Origin of the sequence: Apilactobacillus ozensis DSM 23829 = JCM 17196 (assembly GCF_001435995.1) — a bacterium.
Classification (GTDB): Bacteria; Bacillota; Bacilli; order Lactobacillales; family Lactobacillaceae; genus Apilactobacillus; species Apilactobacillus ozensis.
On the sequence record NZ_AYYQ01000031.1, the window covers coordinates 1 to 16421 of the forward strand.

The 16421-nt window shown below is 31.7% G+C and carries 16 protein-coding genes and 1 other RNA gene; 3 read left to right on the forward strand and 14 right to left on the reverse strand.

Features of this window, described 5'->3' with window-relative positions; translation table 11 throughout:
• Nucleotides 1-96: 96 nt before the first annotated feature.
• From FD06_RS04365 to FD06_RS07675, 7 genes are read right to left on the reverse strand one after another with little or no spacing between them, the layout of a single operon-like run.
• Complete coding sequence (locus FD06_RS04365) at nucleotides 97-2598, reverse strand: carbamoyl phosphate synthase preATP-grasp domain-containing protein (RefSeq protein ID WP_056966321.1); 2502 nt, start codon at nucleotides 2596-2598, stop codon at nucleotides 97-99.
• 7 nt (nucleotides 2599-2605) lie between these two features.
• The gene (locus tag FD06_RS04370; protein WP_056966323.1) at nucleotides 2606-3679 is read right to left on the reverse strand and encodes a carbamoyl phosphate synthase small subunit; all 1074 of its coding nucleotides are present in this window, start codon (nucleotides 3677-3679) and stop codon (nucleotides 2606-2608) included.
• A 42-nt stretch (nucleotides 3680-3721) separates the two neighbouring features.
• Nucleotides 3722-4255, reverse strand: coding sequence for a bifunctional pyr operon transcriptional regulator/uracil phosphoribosyltransferase PyrR (gene pyrR / locus FD06_RS04375; RefSeq protein ID WP_054657054.1), 534 nt, complete (start codon nucleotides 4253-4255; stop codon nucleotides 3722-3724).
• 20 nt (nucleotides 4256-4275) lie between these two features.
• A complete protein-coding gene (locus FD06_RS04380) occupies nucleotides 4276-5190 on the reverse strand; it encodes an RluA family pseudouridine synthase (RefSeq protein ID WP_056966325.1) in 915 nt (304 codons plus the stop codon).
• Nucleotides 5191-5206: 16 nt separating this feature from the next.
• On the reverse strand, nucleotides 5207-5650 hold the full coding sequence (gene lspA, locus FD06_RS04385; RefSeq protein WP_054657058.1) for a signal peptidase II: 444 nt from the start codon (nucleotides 5648-5650) through the stop codon (nucleotides 5207-5209).
• A 17-nt stretch (nucleotides 5651-5667) separates the two neighbouring features.
• Complete coding sequence (locus FD06_RS04390) at nucleotides 5668-7326, reverse strand: formate--tetrahydrofolate ligase (protein ID WP_056966327.1); 1659 nt, start codon at nucleotides 7324-7326, stop codon at nucleotides 5668-5670.
• 29 nt (nucleotides 7327-7355) lie between these two features.
• Nucleotides 7356-7736 carry an EbsA family protein gene (locus FD06_RS07675; RefSeq protein ID WP_056966329.1) on the reverse strand — a complete coding sequence of 127 codons (381 nt, stop codon included), beginning with the start codon at nucleotides 7734-7736 and terminating at the stop codon, nucleotides 7356-7358.
• 38 nt (nucleotides 7737-7774) lie between these two features.
• Between FD06_RS07675 and FD06_RS04400 the strand changes: the two genes are divergently transcribed.
• A complete protein-coding gene (locus FD06_RS04400; RefSeq protein WP_056966331.1) occupies nucleotides 7775-8164 on the forward strand; it encodes a ribonuclease HI family protein in 390 nt (129 codons plus the stop codon).
• Here the strand turns inward: FD06_RS04400 and FD06_RS04405 are convergent.
• From FD06_RS04405 to FD06_RS04420, 5 genes are all read right to left on the reverse strand, one after another.
• Entirely contained in the window at nucleotides 8161-9282 is a 1122-nt protein-coding gene (locus FD06_RS04405) for an NAD(P)/FAD-dependent oxidoreductase (RefSeq protein WP_056966333.1), read from the reverse strand. The two genes, FD06_RS04400 and FD06_RS04405, sit on opposite strands and share 4 nt — an antisense overlap.
• A 9-nt stretch (nucleotides 9283-9291) precedes the next feature.
• Nucleotides 9292-10422 carry a THUMP domain-containing class I SAM-dependent RNA methyltransferase gene (locus FD06_RS04410; RefSeq protein WP_056966335.1) on the reverse strand — a complete coding sequence of 377 codons (1131 nt, stop codon included), beginning with the start codon at nucleotides 10420-10422 and terminating at the stop codon, nucleotides 9292-9294.
• 86 nt (nucleotides 10423-10508) lie between these two features.
• Nucleotides 10509-10887: RNase P RNA component class B (rnpB, locus tag FD06_RS07515), an RNA gene on the reverse strand.
• A 15-nt stretch (nucleotides 10888-10902) separates the two neighbouring features.
• Nucleotides 10903-11271, reverse strand: a complete 369-nt coding sequence (gene gpsB / locus FD06_RS04415) for a cell division regulator GpsB (protein WP_056966337.1) — start codon at nucleotides 11269-11271, stop codon at nucleotides 10903-10905.
• Nucleotides 11272-11346: 75 nt separating this feature from the next.
• Nucleotides 11347-11907, reverse strand: coding sequence for an SLOG family protein (locus FD06_RS04420; protein WP_054657064.1), 561 nt, complete (start codon nucleotides 11905-11907; stop codon nucleotides 11347-11349).
• Between the two features lie 94 nt (nucleotides 11908-12001).
• Between FD06_RS04420 and recU the strand changes: the two genes are divergently transcribed.
• Nucleotides 12002-12619: a Holliday junction resolvase RecU gene (gene recU, locus FD06_RS04425; protein WP_056966339.1), complete on the forward strand. Its 618-nt coding sequence runs from the start codon at nucleotides 12002-12004 to the stop codon at nucleotides 12617-12619.
• 1 nt (nucleotide 12620) lies between these two features.
• Nucleotides 12621-14957 carry a PBP1A family penicillin-binding protein gene (locus FD06_RS04430; RefSeq protein WP_082605294.1) on the forward strand — a complete coding sequence of 779 codons (2337 nt, stop codon included), beginning with the start codon at nucleotides 12621-12623 and terminating at the stop codon, nucleotides 14955-14957.
• 162 nt (nucleotides 14958-15119) lie between these two features.
• Here the strand turns inward: FD06_RS04430 and FD06_RS04435 are convergent, their stop codons facing one another.
• Both FD06_RS04435 and FD06_RS04440 read right to left on the reverse strand, forming a co-directional pair.
• Entirely contained in the window at nucleotides 15120-15845 is a 726-nt protein-coding gene (locus FD06_RS04435; protein WP_056966341.1) for a DnaD domain protein, read from the reverse strand.
• 54 nt (nucleotides 15846-15899) lie between these two features.
• On the reverse strand, nucleotides 15900-16403 hold the full coding sequence (locus FD06_RS04440) for a cell wall elongation regulator TseB-like domain-containing protein (protein WP_056966343.1): 504 nt from the start codon (nucleotides 16401-16403) through the stop codon (nucleotides 15900-15902).
• Nucleotides 16404-16421: the final 18 nt, after the last annotated feature.

Below are 16421 nucleotides of genomic sequence, written 5' to 3' on the forward strand. Positions count from 1 at the left end.
AGAAAAACTAGGATACCAATCTCCAAATCAATATTTGGGATTAATATCCTAGTAAATGTTGTCCAACTTTTGGGGTTCACATCAGATTTGCTTTTTTTATTTAATTTCATTAAAAGAAATTCTAGCCCCTACTTCTTGGGAGCTATCACCATATTTTTTATTAATACGTAACTGTTTGAATGGAAAATTAGCTTGCATATTAAATACTTTGCTAACTTTTAAATTGTTAATATTATTTTTCAATTCCAATTCGTCTAACTTATTAGTATAAAATTTTACTAACTCACGAATCCAATTAATACCAGTAGCATGACTCATGAAAATAGTCTCTGTTAATCTAAGTGGACGAATTCCTACGTATTCAGACATTCCATCTTCTTTATTAAATAAAATCTGCACTAAGCCAATCCAATTCGACTTAGAAATGCAATTTTTGGATATTTTGATGTCTTTAGCCAGTTGATCATCATTAATAAAGAATGGTATCTGATAGTTGGTAATAAAATTAATATCACCATTGGATTTATTATTAATTAACTTTTCAGTAGTGATAAAGTAACTACTTTGCTGTGTAACAAAAAAGTTAAGAGCATATGTCACCTTTTTAGGTAACATTACACCAGTTTCTTGGTCTGGTGGTAGTATTTGGACATTTAAATTTTGATTCTTTTTAATTTCTTTCATCAAGTAGTGACGATTTCCCGGAACGAACACTCTAACTGGTTTTTCAGTTCTGATAATATTTAAAATGTCACCTAGCTGAATTGGCTCGATATAACGTTTATCGCTCAGATTAGGATTTAGAGATAATGAATTTGGATTATTATTTATAATAATAGTTTTATATCCCACTTCTCTTAATTGAATTAAAATTTCTGCGGTATAATAATCAGCTGCCGTATTAGGGCCCAATTTATTACCCCCACGACCAATTACTAAAGCCGTTTTACTTGAGAATTGACTAGATTCATTTTCAATTTCATAACTACTATAAAAAGAAAGAATATTTTCGTCGAATTCACCAGCTGAAGGCTCAATCATTTTGTACGTTGGAACAGACTTTGCTTGCATAGATAATTTCTTAATATAATCAATTGGTACATCCCAAGTTTCAGACATCATCCCATCTCCAAAACCATTTTGATGAGCTGCTTCAATTGTTTCTAATTTTAAGGGATGATTAATGATTTTTTCTTCAGTAATTAAAAGTTGCTTTAATTTATAAAAATAAAATTGGTCGATTTTAGTTAATTCAGTTAAATCTTCAACTTGATACCCTCGACGAATAGCTTCAATTAAAACTAAAAATCGATTTATTTGGGGATGAATCAATTGACTAATTAATTCATCATTAGAAATCTCACGCATGCTAGGTAAAATATCTTTAGGACTAAACTGCGAACTACGCAACGCTTTAAGCATTGCTTCTTCTACACTACGCCCGACACCAATAGTCGAACCAACTGACTTCATGATAGTATTTAAATGTTCATCCGCATTTTTTACATTTTCAAATGGCCAAACAGGCATTTTAACCACAACATGGTCAATTGTAGGCTCCATAATTGCCGTTAAACGGTGGTATTCTGCTGGTAATTCAACTTTCCTTAAATTAACGCCTAAATACAACAGTGTGGTTACATATTGTAAGGGGTATCCGGTAGCTCTTTCGACCAATGCCATATTACGATTATAATTTAAATTTATTTTAGTAATGAAATAATTACCGTCACTAGAGTCTAAAGCAAATTCTACATGACAAGACCCCACTACTTGTAAAAATTCCATTATTTTAAACGTAGCATTACGAAGAGCCTGATACTCAGGGTCAGTTAATGTTTGAATTGGTGCTACGACAATGGAATCGCCTGAATGAATACCAACTGGGTCAATATCTTCTAAACCAGATATCAGTATCTTAGTATCTTCACTGTCACGCACACCAACCATTTCAATTTGTTTATATCCTACAACACTTTTTTCAATAGCACATTTATTGACAGATGAATTATTAAATCCATCAACCAAAGCATCGGATAATGATTCTGAATTTTGACATATTTGTCTATGGGTATTTTCATGTGCAGCAATTGACTTAACAATAACTGGAAACCCAATTTCTCTAACAATGGAGAAAGCTTCATGTTCAGAAGAAACAATATCAGATGGAACCACTGGTTCATTAACAGTCCTTATCACTTTTTTTATATGGTATGGATTATTAATCATTTTAAGTGCTTTATCATTCATACCCAGCAGCTGAACGTTATGATCCTTCAAAAAACCGCTTGTAACCAGGCTTTGGGCTACGTTAATGGCCTTTAACCCACCTAATGTTGCAATGATAGCATCAGGCTTTACGTTTTCTATAATTTTTTTAACATTTTTGACATTAACTTCAATTGTATATACATATTTATTTTTAATAGCACTAGCAGTTAATGAGAAGGGATTATTATCAATAATAAAAGTTTTAATATGATGCTTTTGAAAAAGTAAGGCCGTTTCAAATGATGCATTATCTAATTCGTTTTCTTGTCCAATTTTAGAAGGACCACCGCCTAAAATTAATACTTTTTTTATATCTTTATTTAACATTTTAGAGTTATCTCCTTTGTGAGCTAACGTTTTCTAAAAATTCATCGTATAAATCAACACTATCAATAGGACCAGGACCACCATCTGGCGAAAACTGAATAGAAAACGAAGGATAATCACGATGTCTAATACCTTGCACAGTTTTATTAATCAAATCAACATATGTCACAATCAGATTATCATGACTAATTGATTTAGGGTCAACTGCATATCCTTGACTTTGTGAAGCGTAAATCACTTTATTTGTAATGATTTGTTTAATGGGATGATTACTTCCATGATGTTCAATGTCCATTTGATAAATTTTGGCACCATTAGCCAAGGCAAATAATTCATGGCCTAACCCCATACCAAAAATAGGAACACTTTTTTGAATTGTACGAATCATATCTAACACTGATTCCGGCAAATTAAGTGGTGAACCTGGCCCAGTAGATAGTACAATTCCATCAGGATCTAAGTCCATAATTTCTTTACTGCTAGTATTCCAAGGCATAACTGTAACATTACAATGACGTTCTGAAAGTTGTCTTAAAATGCTATATTTTAGGCCAAAGTCAATGACAATAATATTATATCCATCCCCAGGATTAGGAAAAGGAGCTTTTGTAGAAACTTGATCTACTTGTTGATTAGTTAAAACTGAAGCGTTTAACTGGTCATAAGCGTGTTCATCATCCATATCTACAATGCTACCTTTCATGGAGCCTTTGATTCTAATGTGACGAGCTAATTCTCTAGTATCAATCCCAGCAATTCCAGGAATGTTATTTTGCTTCAAAAACTTATCGATTGACAAGTTTCCTAAACGATTAGTAGAAATATTAGAATATTCTTTTGCAATTACGCCTTTAGCGTTAGTTACGATTGATTCAAAGCTCTTATGATTAATACCAGTATTTCCAATTGATGGCTGAGTAAAAACAATAATTTGATTGTGGTATATCTGGTTAGTAATAACCTCTTGATATCCTAACATATTTGAATTTATGATTACTTCTCCTGTTGTAGTAGCTTCTGAACCAAAGCTTACACCTTTATATGAAGCGCCATCTTCTAATATTAAATAACGAGTTGTCATTACTATTCAGCCTATCTCCTTAATGAATTTAAATTGATAACTTTAATCATCTGTAATTTCTACAGAATCATAGTCGTCAATTTCTGCCACTGAAACATGTACCTTTTCTTTTCTAGATGTAGGAATGTTTTTACCTACAAAATCAGCTCGAATTGGTAATTCACGATGACCACGATCAACTAAAACCGCTAATCTGATATTGTTAGGTCGACCTAATTCAGAAATAGCCGAAAAAGCAGCTTTAATAGTTCTACCAGTATAAAGTACATCGTCTACTAAAATTACGTTTTTACCATCAACACTAACATCAACACTATTATCAATTACTTTAGGATCAGCTTGTTTAGAATGATCAACATCATCACGATATTTAGTGATATCAATTTCAGCAACATCAACATGTTTTTGTTCTAACTTTTCCAAACGATTGGCAATTCTTTTAGCTAGATATACTCCTCTAGTTTTAATTCCGACAATTACTAAATTATCAATTCCCTTATTTTTTTCAATAATTTCATAAGTAATTCTAGTCAATGCACGTTGCATTGCCATTTGATCTACAACAACTTTTCCCATGATATTTACTCCTTTATTATTTATAAATTATTATTTCTTAAATTTTTAATTTTTTTTTCAAATATTTCAGGTACCGGTGCTTCAAAAACTAATAATTCATTAGTTACGGGATGTTTGAACCCTAACTTCATCGCATGTAAAAATTGTCCATGCCCTTTAATAGTTTTTCTAGGTCCATATAAAGGGTCACCTACTAATGGATGCCCAATATATTTCATATGGACTCTAATTTGATGTGTACGTCCCGTTTCTAATACACAAGTAACTAATGTATATTCCCTATGGAATCTCTCGATAACTTTAAAATGAGTAACTGCATTGCGCCCGTTTGAAACGATTGCTTGTTTTTTACGATCTTTTTCAGAACGTCCGATTGGAGCATTGATAGTTCCTTGATTTTCTTTTATATTGCCATGCACTAAAGCTAAATATTCCCTAATGTTACTTTTATCTTTTAGTTGTTTAGAAAGTGATTCATGGGCATGATTGTTCTTAGCAACCATAAGTAAACCAGATGTGTCTTTATCAATACGATGTACAATTCCTGGACGAAAAGTCCCATTTATATTTGATAAGGGAGTGTGATAAAGTAATGCATTTACCAACGTCTTATCAGGATGACCTGGGGATGGATGAACAACCATCCCCTGCGGCTTGTTAACCACCAAGACATCATCATCTTCATAGACGATGTCTAAGGGGATGTTTTCTGGATCTACATTAAGTTTAGTGGGTTCAGGGATTTTGACTTTGATTTGATCGTCTACTTTAACTTCGTACTTAGGCTTTTTGTGCTCACCATTAACTAAAACTTGTCCATCTTTAACTAACGTATTAGCTCTAGAACGACTAACATCTTCTAAATTTTCTGAAATCACTTTATCTAAACGCCCAGTTTTTGCTTTAACTTTGAAAATTTTATCTTGTTCACACATATATTATATATCCATCCTAGTTATTTTCTTCTTTTATAAATCCAATAAAAATAAATACAAAGCCTACCGTCAAACAAGCATCCGCAAAGTTAAAAATTGGAAAATTAATAAAGTTTAGTTGAAACATGTCTACTACAAAGCTATGGAAGATTCGGTCAATAAAATTACCAATTGTGCCAGCTAAAACTATTGATAAGCCTAGTTGGAGCATTAAATTATGCTTCGATTTAATCCAAAAATAGATAATCGCTACGATTGCTAAAACACTGATAACATAAAAAAACACTTGTTTACCTTCTAATATGCTCCAAGCAGCTCCAGTATTTTGTAAATACGTTAGTGAAACGCCTGGTATAAAAGAAATCGATGTTCCTAGATCTATATTGTTAACTATCCAAAATTTAATCAACTGGTCAATTCCAATTAAAGCTATACATAAAAAAATTAACAAAATTGGCATTAAATTCAATTCTCCTCTTAAAATAAACCAGTTATTTTACCATCATTATCGATATCCATATCTAACGCAGCAGGATGACTTGGTAAACCAGGCATAGTTAATACTTTACCTGTCAATGCAACAATGAATCCAGCCCCTAATTTAGGCTGAAATTCTCTAACATGAATTGTAAAGTCATTAGGAGCACCTAATTTTTTAGCATCATCAGTAAATGAATATTGATTTTTAGCTACACAAATTGGCAATTTATTCCAGCCACGTTTGCGATAATTTTTTAGTTGACGTTGGGCTTTACCACTTAATTCAACTTTATTACCACCATAAATGTTAGTAACAATTTTAGTTAGCTTGTCCAAAATATCATCATCTTGATTATAAAGAGGCTTGAACTCAGCTTTTTGATCACAAGTATTTACTAGTTCACTAGCCAATTCAGTTGCACCAGCGCCACCCTTAGCCCAAACATCAGCTAAGATGCCTTTGACGTTATGTTCAGATATATAATCTTTTAAGGCTTGTATTTCTGATGGAGTATCGCTAACAAATTTATTGATAGCTACTACTACTGGCTTTCCATATTGTTTCATATTTTCAATATGACGACCTAAGTTATCAGCACCTTTTTTCAATGCTGTAACATTTTCTTTATCTAGTTCGTCTTTGCTTACGCCACCATTTAATTTTAAAGCTCTGACAGTTGCTACGATGACAACACTATCAGGCATTTTACCAATTTTAGGTGCGGTAATGTCTAAGAATTTTTCACCACCTAAATCAGCCCCAAAACCAGCTTCAGTAATAGTATAATCAGCTGATTTTAATGCTGCTTTAGTTGCTAAAATACTATTACAGCCATGAGCAATGTTGGCAAATGGTCCACCATGTACAAAAGCAGGTGTATGTTCCAAGGTCTGTACTAAGTTAGGTTTTAAGGCATCTTTTAATAGTAAAGCTAAAGCACCAGTCACACCTAAATCTTTAACGGTTACCGGTTGTTTATCGTAGGTATAGCCTATTAAAATTTTACTAATTCTTTGTTTTAAATCTGATAAATTTTTACTTAGGCATAAAATAGCCATTAATTCACTAGCAACCGTAATATCAAAGCCATCTTGTCTAGGAGTACCTGAGGTTCTGCCACCTAATCCAATGACTACTTGTCTTAGTTCACGGTCATTTATATCTAACACTCTTTTCCAAGTGATTTGACGAGGATCTAAATTTAGTTTGTTACCATGTTGAATGTGATTATCAATTAAAGCAGATAAGGTATTATGTGCCTCGGTCAGAGCTGAAAAATCTCCTGTAAAGAAAAGATTAATGTCTTCCATTGGTGCAACTTGAGCATATCCACCACCAGTTGCGCCACCTTTAATACCCATTACTGGTCCTAAGGAAGGTTCTCTTAAGGCAATTGCACATTTTTTATTAATATGTTTAAATGCATCCCCCAAACCAATTGTTAAAGTTGTTTTACCCTCACCAGCTGCAGTTGGATTAATTGAGGTAACTAGAATCAATTTATGATTAGCTGGAATGTCAGCATCACTATAATCAACTTTAGCTTTATAGTTACCATATTGTTCCAAATCTTCATTTTCAATTCCAATTTGATTAGCAACCTTAGTTATATGTTCGAGATTAGCATTTTGTGAAATTTCAATATCTGTTTTCATTAATAATCCACTCCCCTTTACTGAATAATTTACTTGATTAGAGCCAATATTTCAATAATAGAATTCGATGGGAGTAAATATTCGTGCTTTTTTCCTTTAAACACGAACGAAATCTTTCTTTTCGATGCATTTAAATCGGTTATTTCGTCTAATTTCATTTGATGCCCTTGTGGATTTAAGATAGTACTAATAATCAAGAAGTTATCATTAATACTTATTTTTCTGAAAAAAATTCCACACCAGGTAAAAAAAACAAAAGCAATGAAAAACATTAGTGTAATCCATTGAAAATGGGTTACTTCAAGCCAAAAAATTAGTCCAATAAAAAATAAAACAACTACCCAGCTCCAATATATGAGCGAAGTAAGTAAATCTGGCTGATATAAAAAACTTCTTTTTTGCGGTATCATATTTTACATTACACATCCTTTCGATTGGAGATATTAACATGATTAAATTATACACCGATGCAGCTACTATGAATATTTCTGGAAAAAGTGCGGCTGGTATTTTAATTATTATAGATGGTAAACAACACCAAATAAAAGCCCCATTAGAAGCTACAGATAATCATTCAGCTGAATTTGAAGCTTGTAGCTTAGGATTTAAACTATTAGATCAATACCGTTCATCTAAAGAAATCGTTTGCTATTATACTGATAGTAAAATTGTCTATCAAAGTTTAGAAAAAAACTATGCCAAACACTATCAGTCACAAGTAGATGCAATCAAATTATCTCAAGCAAAATATCAAATAGTTATTAATAATTGGATTCCTGATAAAAAAAATGAAGGTGCCCACAAATTAGCACAGCAGGCCCTTCATAAATTTTACTAATTATTTTTTTTAATATAGTTATTAATTGGTTTTCTAAGCTCTTCTAAATTGTCTCGATTAATTCCTAGAGCAATTTCAGATAATATTTTACCCATGATTGGACCGGTTGTTAGTCCAGATGAGCCTAATCCGCCCCCAACTAGGATGTTATCATAATCAGGAACACTGCCAAAGTAAGGTGCAAAATCAGAAGTATATGCTCTAGTCCCTATTTTCACCTTAATGATATTTTCTTCACTAATATTATCAACAACGTTTTTAGCGCTATTTAATAAATCATCAATAATTTCATGACTTGGTTCTAAATCAAAACCTTTGTCATTTTCATGGGTAGCCCCAATTATTACTCGACCATTACTAAATGGGATGAAATCACGTTCACCTTCAGGCATGAGTACAGGCATATCTTGAGTTTCTTGATTATAGTCAGTATTTAAGGACAACTCTATAAGTTGTCCTTTTTGTGGCCTTACATCCACTTCAAATGGCAAATTGGACAAAGTTTCTTTCATCCAAGCTCCAGTGGTTACAATAATTTTATCATAATGTTGGACATTACCATTTCCGTCAATTATATTGCCATCTATATTAATGCTTACTCTTTGTGAAACTACATTTAAATTAACCTTTTTAGCAATATTAATTAATTTATTAACGTATTTATCGCCATCAATTTTAGCTCCGCCAGATACAAAAACACCTGGTAATGCATGACTTATAATAGGGATGCATTGTTTAACTTCATCGTCAGTTAATTTGATTACTTGCCCCATTGTTTTAGCCTCAGCATGCCTGCTAACCGCTAAATCATACAATTCATTGACATCTTCAATATTATCTCTAGTGACAATAGTTCCACTTTGATTATATATATCGCTAGACATATTAGTTTCTTGAGCGATATCAAATAAAGTTTTAGCACCATAACGGGCCAAGTTATACCATTTTTTATTTCTACGTTTAGAAAGCCATGGAGATATAATTCCAGCAGCGGCTTTAGTAGCTTGACCGACTCCATAATCATACATAGTAACCTGAACGTCGTCGCTTACTTTACTTAGATAATATGCACAAGTAGACCCTACTATGCCGCCACCAATAATTGCTACTTTTTTCATAAAAACACCCTATCTAATCTTTTTTCCCCAATATTGGAAATAATCTGTTCTTAAGTATCCATTATATAGCTTACGTTTTTTTGTAACTTTTTGACCATAAAATTTTTCAAATTCTAAATCGCTAGTTAAAAAGTATTTTGACCAACTAGTAAGTGGCTTAAAGACTTTACCTAAATCTTTATATAATTTTTCAACACTTCTTTTGTCTTCCAAACGTTCACCATAAGGTGGATTGGAAACCACAACACCATTAATTTTATCAGTCTTAAAATCTTGAACTGCTAGTTGTTTAAATTGAATATCATGAAGTAAACCAGCTTCTTGAGCATTTATTTTAGCAACATCAATCATATTACCGTCAACATCATAAGCCATAATGTCAACTTCTTTATCATAGTCAGCCTTTAAATCAGCTTCGTCACGAATTTTTTGTGATAAATCAGCATCTACCCAATCCCATTTTTCACAAGCAAAGTCGCGATTAAATCCAGGTGCAATATTTCTAGCCATCATAGCCGCTTCGATTGGTAAAGTACCAGAACCACACATAGGATCTAAGAAAGACATATCTGGATACCAATTAGTAAGCATAATTAAGGCAGCTGCCATATTTTCTTTTAAAGGAGCAGGTCCCTTTGCAACACGATAGCCACGTTTGAATAAACTGTCACCAGTAGTATCTAAAGTTACTATTACATGGTCTTTGTTAATCATTGTTTCTAATTGATACATGTTACCAGTTTCTGGAAGTCTAGTTCTACGATGATAGAAGTCACTTAATTTACTAACTACTGCTTTTTTAGCAATTGATTGAACATCAGGAACACTATGTAGTTTAGAGTTATGTGATCTTCCGTTCATAGGGAATTCTGCATCCATAGGCAATATTTTTTCCCATGGTAGAGCTTTTACTTTTTCGAATAATTCGTCAAAGGTGTATGCATCAAACTCGCCAACAATAATTTTAATGCGGTCAGCCGTTCTTAACCATAAATTAGCTTTGATTACATCCTCGATTGTACCTTCAAAACGAACTCTTCCATTTTCGACGTTAGTTTCATATCCTAAGTCTCTCAGTTCTTGACCAACAATACTTTCAATTCCGGCAGCAGCAGTTGCCATTAACTTAAATTTTTCCATTTTTCTCCTTTTTGATACGTTAGTTTTATTTGTATAAAAAAAGAGTGGAAGAAAACTTCCACTCAATTCCCTGAAAAGGTGTAAATTCTTGTAAGCCATGTTTTGTGCTTAAATAAGAACTCAGGACGTTAATATTTAAGTAGTAATCATCTATCTGAGAGATATTTATATCTCCCCCCCACACTTAGTTCAATTCCCGTGTGTGAAGCTCCCCTACCAAAGTTTGGGTTTCCCGCTCGAGGGGTTTACCGCGTTCCACCAGTAAAGTTTCCTAAACTGTATCGTCACTGTGGCACTTTCAGAAATACTCAGGCATAGAAAACCTTAGCCCTTTTTTTCGCCATAACTATCAAAGATAGCTCCTCAGCTTATTTTTTCGCCAAGCACGAACACTACAAACATCTCAGTTTGTGCGAGAGTGGACTTTCCTCAGCTAACATAAGTTAGCCGCGATTACTCGGAATTTACACCAGTAAAAATTTAATAGCGATTCATATTATCTGAACCACCAAAAACTTTACGTTCAAGATTAGATAAACGTTTTAAAATATCAACATTGTCATTGATATTGGTATTTTGCTCGCTATAATTTGGTGTAGCAGAGTAATTATAACTTTCTCTACTACCACTAGCGTTTTGAGCAGAAGCTAATTGATTATTTAAATCTGTAATTCTGCTTTTTAACTGGTTATTTTCATTTTTTAAGTTTTGTAATACGTTATCAAAATTTTCATAGTCTTTGATAACTTCATCTAAAAAATTGTCGACCTCTGCTGGATCGTAACCACGCATTTTTTGTTTAAACTCTTTTTGCAAAATATTTGTAGGATTAAGTTGCATATTGTTCATAGTTTACACCTCGTAACTCGTTATTACGAACAAATATTATTATATCAAAAACTTATAATAAATCCAATGATTTTTTCAATATTCTTTATATTGAATCTCGTTGGCTAACTCTTGTAACTCATAAAAATCTATAATCTCATAGTCATAGCTAGGATTTTGTTTATTATATTCAATTATTTTATTTAAGTCGTATTGACTTTTACCTAAGTGTTCTGAATCGTATATTAATAAAGCTTTATCTGTATGCTTAAGCATAAATTTTTGATAATTTTTAAATTGAATTGGGGACTTGTAGCCATCTTGCGAAAGAGATAAATGAAAATCAGCTTCATTCAATAATTTAAATAGGTTTTCTTTATTGTTTTCCTTCCAAGCATTTCCAAAATCTTCAAATGGCAAGATAATTGCATTTTTAATCATCTGGTCTTCATAATTATTTTTTAAATCACAAACGACTTCACTTGCCCACTGTTCCACTCCGAGATTTCCGCCGCTAATCACCCACTCTAAGCCATCTTCTACGTACTCCAATATTTTTCGCTTAATTATTTGTTTTATTATTTTTACTTTTGCATCATCATTTTTAAAAATACCTAATTCATAGTTTCTGTATCCTGTAATCCATATTCTGTTCAATAGATTTTCCCCCCTTGATTGTTAATTTCTGTTCTTATTAAAATGTTATAATATGTTGTTGGTATATTCTATTTTTTAATATGAGGTGTTGCTGGTGAAATTTAATTATCCTAATGGTAGTAATTTTGTCAATCATAAGGGAAATATGCATGATAGAAATAATCATTTTACTAGGTATGGCGATAGAGGAATGACCTTAGAGCATGAGATTAACGAAAGTAATCAATACTATCTAAGTAAAGGGATGGCCGTAATACATAAAAAACCAACCCCTATTCAAATTGTCAAAGTTGATTATCCCAAAAGAAGTGCTGCTATGATAAAAGAAGCCTATTTTAGAAAAGCTTCTACAACCGACTATAACGGTGTATACGATGGGTACTATATCGATTTTGATGCTAAAGAAACTAAAAATAAAACATCTTTTCCACTTAGTAATTTTCATCAGCATCAAATTGATCATATGAAAGCTTGTGTTGAACAGGGAGGAATTTGTTTTGCCTTAATTAAATTCACGTTAACCAATGAAATATACGTATTAGAAAGTAATGATTTATTTTATTATTGGGATGAACAATTTAAAGGTGGCAAAAAATCAATTTCAAAGCCAACTATTGACAAATTGGGTTATAAAATAGATTATAGCCTTAATCCCATAATTCCATATTTAAATGCTGTACGCAAAATTATTTTAAAGTACAAGGAGATTTGAAATGTCAAAGAATATTTCTATAGATACTTCTGATGGAAGTTCATCTAATTCTAGAGTCGATAAGAATAAAAACAAATATAAAAAAGGTAGATTTCCAGTTAAAAAGACCATATTAGGAATTTTAGCTTTTATATCATTAATGATTATTTTAGGAACTGGATTGTTTGCTTATTTTGCATCAACTTCGCCACAAATAACCTACCAATCTTTATCTAGTGATAATTCTACTAAAATATATGACGATAAAAAACATGTTATTTCAAGATTAGGTGCTCAAAACAGAGACTATGTTAAGAATAATAAGATACCTACACAGTTAAAACAAGCTGTTACTTCTATTGAAGATCGCAGATTTTATAAACATAAAGGAGTTGACCCGATTGGAATTTTAGGTGCAGCCGCTTCAAACGTTACCGGTTCTTCTTTAGGATTACAAGGTGGGAGTACTCTAACTCAACAATTAGTTAAGTTATCAGTATTCTCAACTGCTTATTCTGATCGAACTTTAAAACGCAAGTCACAAGAAGCTTGGTTAGCACTTAAAGTAGAAAGAACCTACTCTAAGGATAAAATACTAGAATTTTATATTAATAAAGTTTACATGGGTAATAATGTTTATGGGATGCAAACAGCTGCTGAATATTATTATGGGAAACCATTATCTAAATTATCATTACCTGAATTAGCGTTATTGGCAGGTATGCCACAATCACCATCAGGATATAACCCTTATTTATATCCTGAATACGCTACACAGAGGAGAAACCAAGTTCTAAATGCCATGGTTAGAACTAAAACTATTAGTAGTGAGCAAGCTCAAAAAGCTAAGAGCGTCAGCGTCAAAAAAGGATTAACTAAAACTCATAAGAAAACAGAGTTGAGTACTGTAAAGCAAAAATATATCGACTCATACTTAAAACAAGTAATTCAAGAATTAAAATCTAAAGGTCTTAAAACTAATAGTGGACTTAAAGTTTATACTAACTTAGATTTATCAGCGCAAAAGCACTTATATAAACTAGCAAATAATAGTCCTGAAGTTGGTTTTCCTAATAACCGTATGCAAATTGGTGCTACTTTAGTAGATTCACAAACTGGAAAAGTTAAGGCTATGCTAGGTAGTAGAAAAAATAATAAAGTAGCTTTTGGTTTGAATCGAGCTGTTCAAACCGACCGTTCAAGTGGTTCAACCATGAAACCATTAATGGATTACGGTCCAGCAATAGAGTATTTGAAATATCCTACTTATCAATTAGTTAATGATACTCCATACACTTATCCAGGAACATCTACTTCTCTTAAGGATTTTGATTATAAGTATCAAGGAACTATTACTATGCATAAAGCATTGATTGAATCTAGAAATATTCCTGCAATTAGAACCTTACAGAATGTCGGTATCAATAAAGCAACAGAGTTTTTAAGTAACTTAGGAATAACTTTTAATGATACTCCTAACTTACAAAATGGTATTGGTGCTTATATATCTTCCGAACAAGAAGCTGCGGCATATGCTGCATTCGCTAATAGTGGTACTTATCATAAACCATACTTGATTAATAAGATAACTTTCCCAGATGGTAAATCTACAAATTATGAAACTAAACCGGTAACTGCCATGTCTCCAGAAACTGCTTTTATGATTACTTCAATGTTAAAAGGTGTTATGAATAATCAAATGGGTTCAGGTACAGAAGCTAAAGTACCAGGACTATACGAAGCTGGTAAGACTGGTTCTACACAGTATCCTGATAATAGTTATAAGGGAGTGCTTCCTGGATACGCTGCTATGGATAGTTGGTTTACTGGATACACTAAAAACTATTCATTGTCTATTTGGACTGGTTATGATCGTCCAATGGAAGTTGGCAATTATCTTTCCGCAAATGATTTATCTATTGCACAAAAAATATACAAATATGAAATGCAGTACATTTCACAGAATTTAAGTAATGAAGATTGGGTTAAGCCAGCCAATTTAACTCAGGTAAGTAATAATGGTTTAACAGATTATTATATTAATGGGTATTCAGCCATTCAACCAGATAAAACTTCTGGAGGATTTAGTTCATCAGCTATTTATAATAATCAACCATCCACTAGTTCTGGAAATCAATCCAGGTATGCATCATCAGCTGAATCTAATAATCAAAGAAATAGCAGTTCAAGTGCTCCATCACAAGAATCTTCTTCTGATAAACATGAATCAGCTAATAGTTCTTCTCAAGAATCATCTGAATCTTCTGCTAACAGTTCTAGTTCCAGTGTTTCTAATACTTCTAGCAGTTCTATTCAATCAAATAATTCTTCAGAAAGTTCTTCTAATTCTAGTAATTAAAGTAATAAAATTTAATATGATATAAAAAACCAATAATTAATGCCCGTTGAAATTAAACTTCAACGGGCATTAATTATATATATAATAAATAAATTGGAAAACATTATCTTTTATACTTATTTTTTTATTTTATTTATTTTTAGTTAATGTAACTTAGCACTATTAATCCAGTTTAAATATTGGTATTTCTGGACCTTTTTCTGTATGATTTTTATTTGAATTGCCCTGATAATTTCCTTTATAACGCTGCTTACGGTTTACTTCAACTTCGTATGGTGTTCTAATATTAGATTTTTCCCAATTTAATAAAATTCTATCCATATATTTCAAACTTCTAACTTGGTTCAACACTGATTCTTTTAAAGCTAATAAAATCATTTCAAAGCTATAATTATCACTATCCATCCATTGACTAATTGTTTCCAACTCAATTGGTGATAAAGATCTTCCAAATTCTTGCTCTATCTTTTGAAAAACGTCTTTGCGTTCTAAATTATCATTTTTTGTATCAATAACTCTATTATGCTTTTCTTCAGAAATGTTTTCATTTACTTTTTCATAATCTAAATTTGATAACTTTTCATACAACAAAGAAAAATCATAAACATCAGAACTTTTCCCATTAGGCAAGTTTATAGTTTTAATTTGCATGAATTTATTTTTTATTAAATTATGTAACGATTCATATATATTATTTTTATTTAAACCTGTATTGTGAGCTATTAAACCTATATCTGGAAATCTGTTTCCCGTATCAATAAATCTTTTGATTTGTAAATATATTATGAATTCTTCATTACTCATCCCTATTTCAGTATATTTTGATAATAATAAATTAGGAATACTTGTATTCCCTTCTGATATTAAATTTTTAGCAAAATTGTCCATAGTATAATTCTCCTTATAAATTAAATAAAAAGTCAGCAGTTGATTGCTGACTTTTTATATATTAGCTATTAATTGTAAAGATTTCCCATTTTTATATGATAAAGTCTCATAGCATAACTTATTTTTATTGTTGAAATAACTTACAATCCAAACAGGCTTATTATTAAAGATAGACGGAACTGCTTTTATTATTTTTTTAACATCTCCACTTTGCTTAACCAAAGCAATGGCAGTATTTTTATTAATGCCATCCTTTTGACCAACAACTAAAACATGCCCATTTTTCTTGGATATAATAACAAAAACAGATTCATTATCACTATTAACTCCTGAAACTGTGTAATAAGTATTTGTCAAATTAGAAATATAGAAATCATCAACTTTTTTAATATTAGCATATTTACGTGAAATATTAATAGCATCCTTTTTGACAGACTTAATTGGCTTATCTGCTAATATGAAAAAAGCAAAAGTAGCAACTACAAATAAAAATACACAAAGGCATAGCCACTTTATCCATTTTTTTGACTTACGCTTTCTAGAAAATTCTCTTCTCATTTTTTAATGTCTCCTCAA

Coding starts and splice junctions, on each gene's coding strand:
- FD06_RS04365 (WP_056966321.1), bottom strand. CDS start 2,598: ATGTTAAATAAAGATATAAAAAAAGTATTAATTTTAGGCGGTGGTCCT.
- FD06_RS04380 (WP_056966325.1), bottom strand. CDS start 5,190: ATGTGTGAACAAGATAAAATTTTCAAAGTTAAAGCAAAAACTGGGCGT.
- FD06_RS04430 (WP_082605294.1), top strand. CDS start 12,621: ATGTCAAAGAATATTTCTATAGATACTTCTGATGGAAGTTCATCTAAT.
- FD06_RS04440 (WP_056966343.1), bottom strand. CDS start 16,403: ATGAGAAGAGAATTTTCTAGAAAGCGTAAGTCAAAAAAATGGATAAAG.
- FD06_RS04390 (WP_056966327.1), bottom strand. CDS start 7,326: ATGAAAACAGATATTGAAATTTCACAAAATGCTAATCTCGAACATATA.
- FD06_RS04370 (WP_056966323.1), bottom strand. CDS start 3,679: ATGACAACTCGTTATTTAATATTAGAAGATGGCGCTTCATATAAAGGT.
- lspA (WP_054657058.1), bottom strand. CDS start 5,650: ATGCCAATTTTGTTAATTTTTTTATGTATAGCTTTAATTGGAATTGAC.
- FD06_RS07675 (WP_056966329.1), bottom strand. CDS start 7,736: ATGATACCGCAAAAAAGAAGTTTTTTATATCAGCCAGATTTACTTACT.
- FD06_RS04435 (WP_056966341.1), bottom strand. CDS start 15,845: ATGGACAATTTTGCTAAAAATTTAATATCAGAAGGGAATACAAGTATT.
- FD06_RS04410 (WP_056966335.1), bottom strand. CDS start 10,422: ATGGAAAAATTTAAGTTAATGGCAACTGCTGCTGCCGGAATTGAAAGT.
- gpsB (WP_056966337.1), bottom strand. CDS start 11,271: ATGAACAATATGCAACTTAATCCTACAAATATTTTGCAAAAAGAGTTT.
- FD06_RS04400 (WP_056966331.1), top strand. CDS start 7,775: ATGATTAAATTATACACCGATGCAGCTACTATGAATATTTCTGGAAAA.
- FD06_RS04405 (WP_056966333.1), bottom strand. CDS start 9,282: ATGAAAAAAGTAGCAATTATTGGTGGCGGCATAGTAGGGTCTACTTGT.
- pyrR (WP_054657054.1), bottom strand. CDS start 4,255: ATGGGAAAAGTTGTTGTAGATCAAATGGCAATGCAACGTGCATTGACT.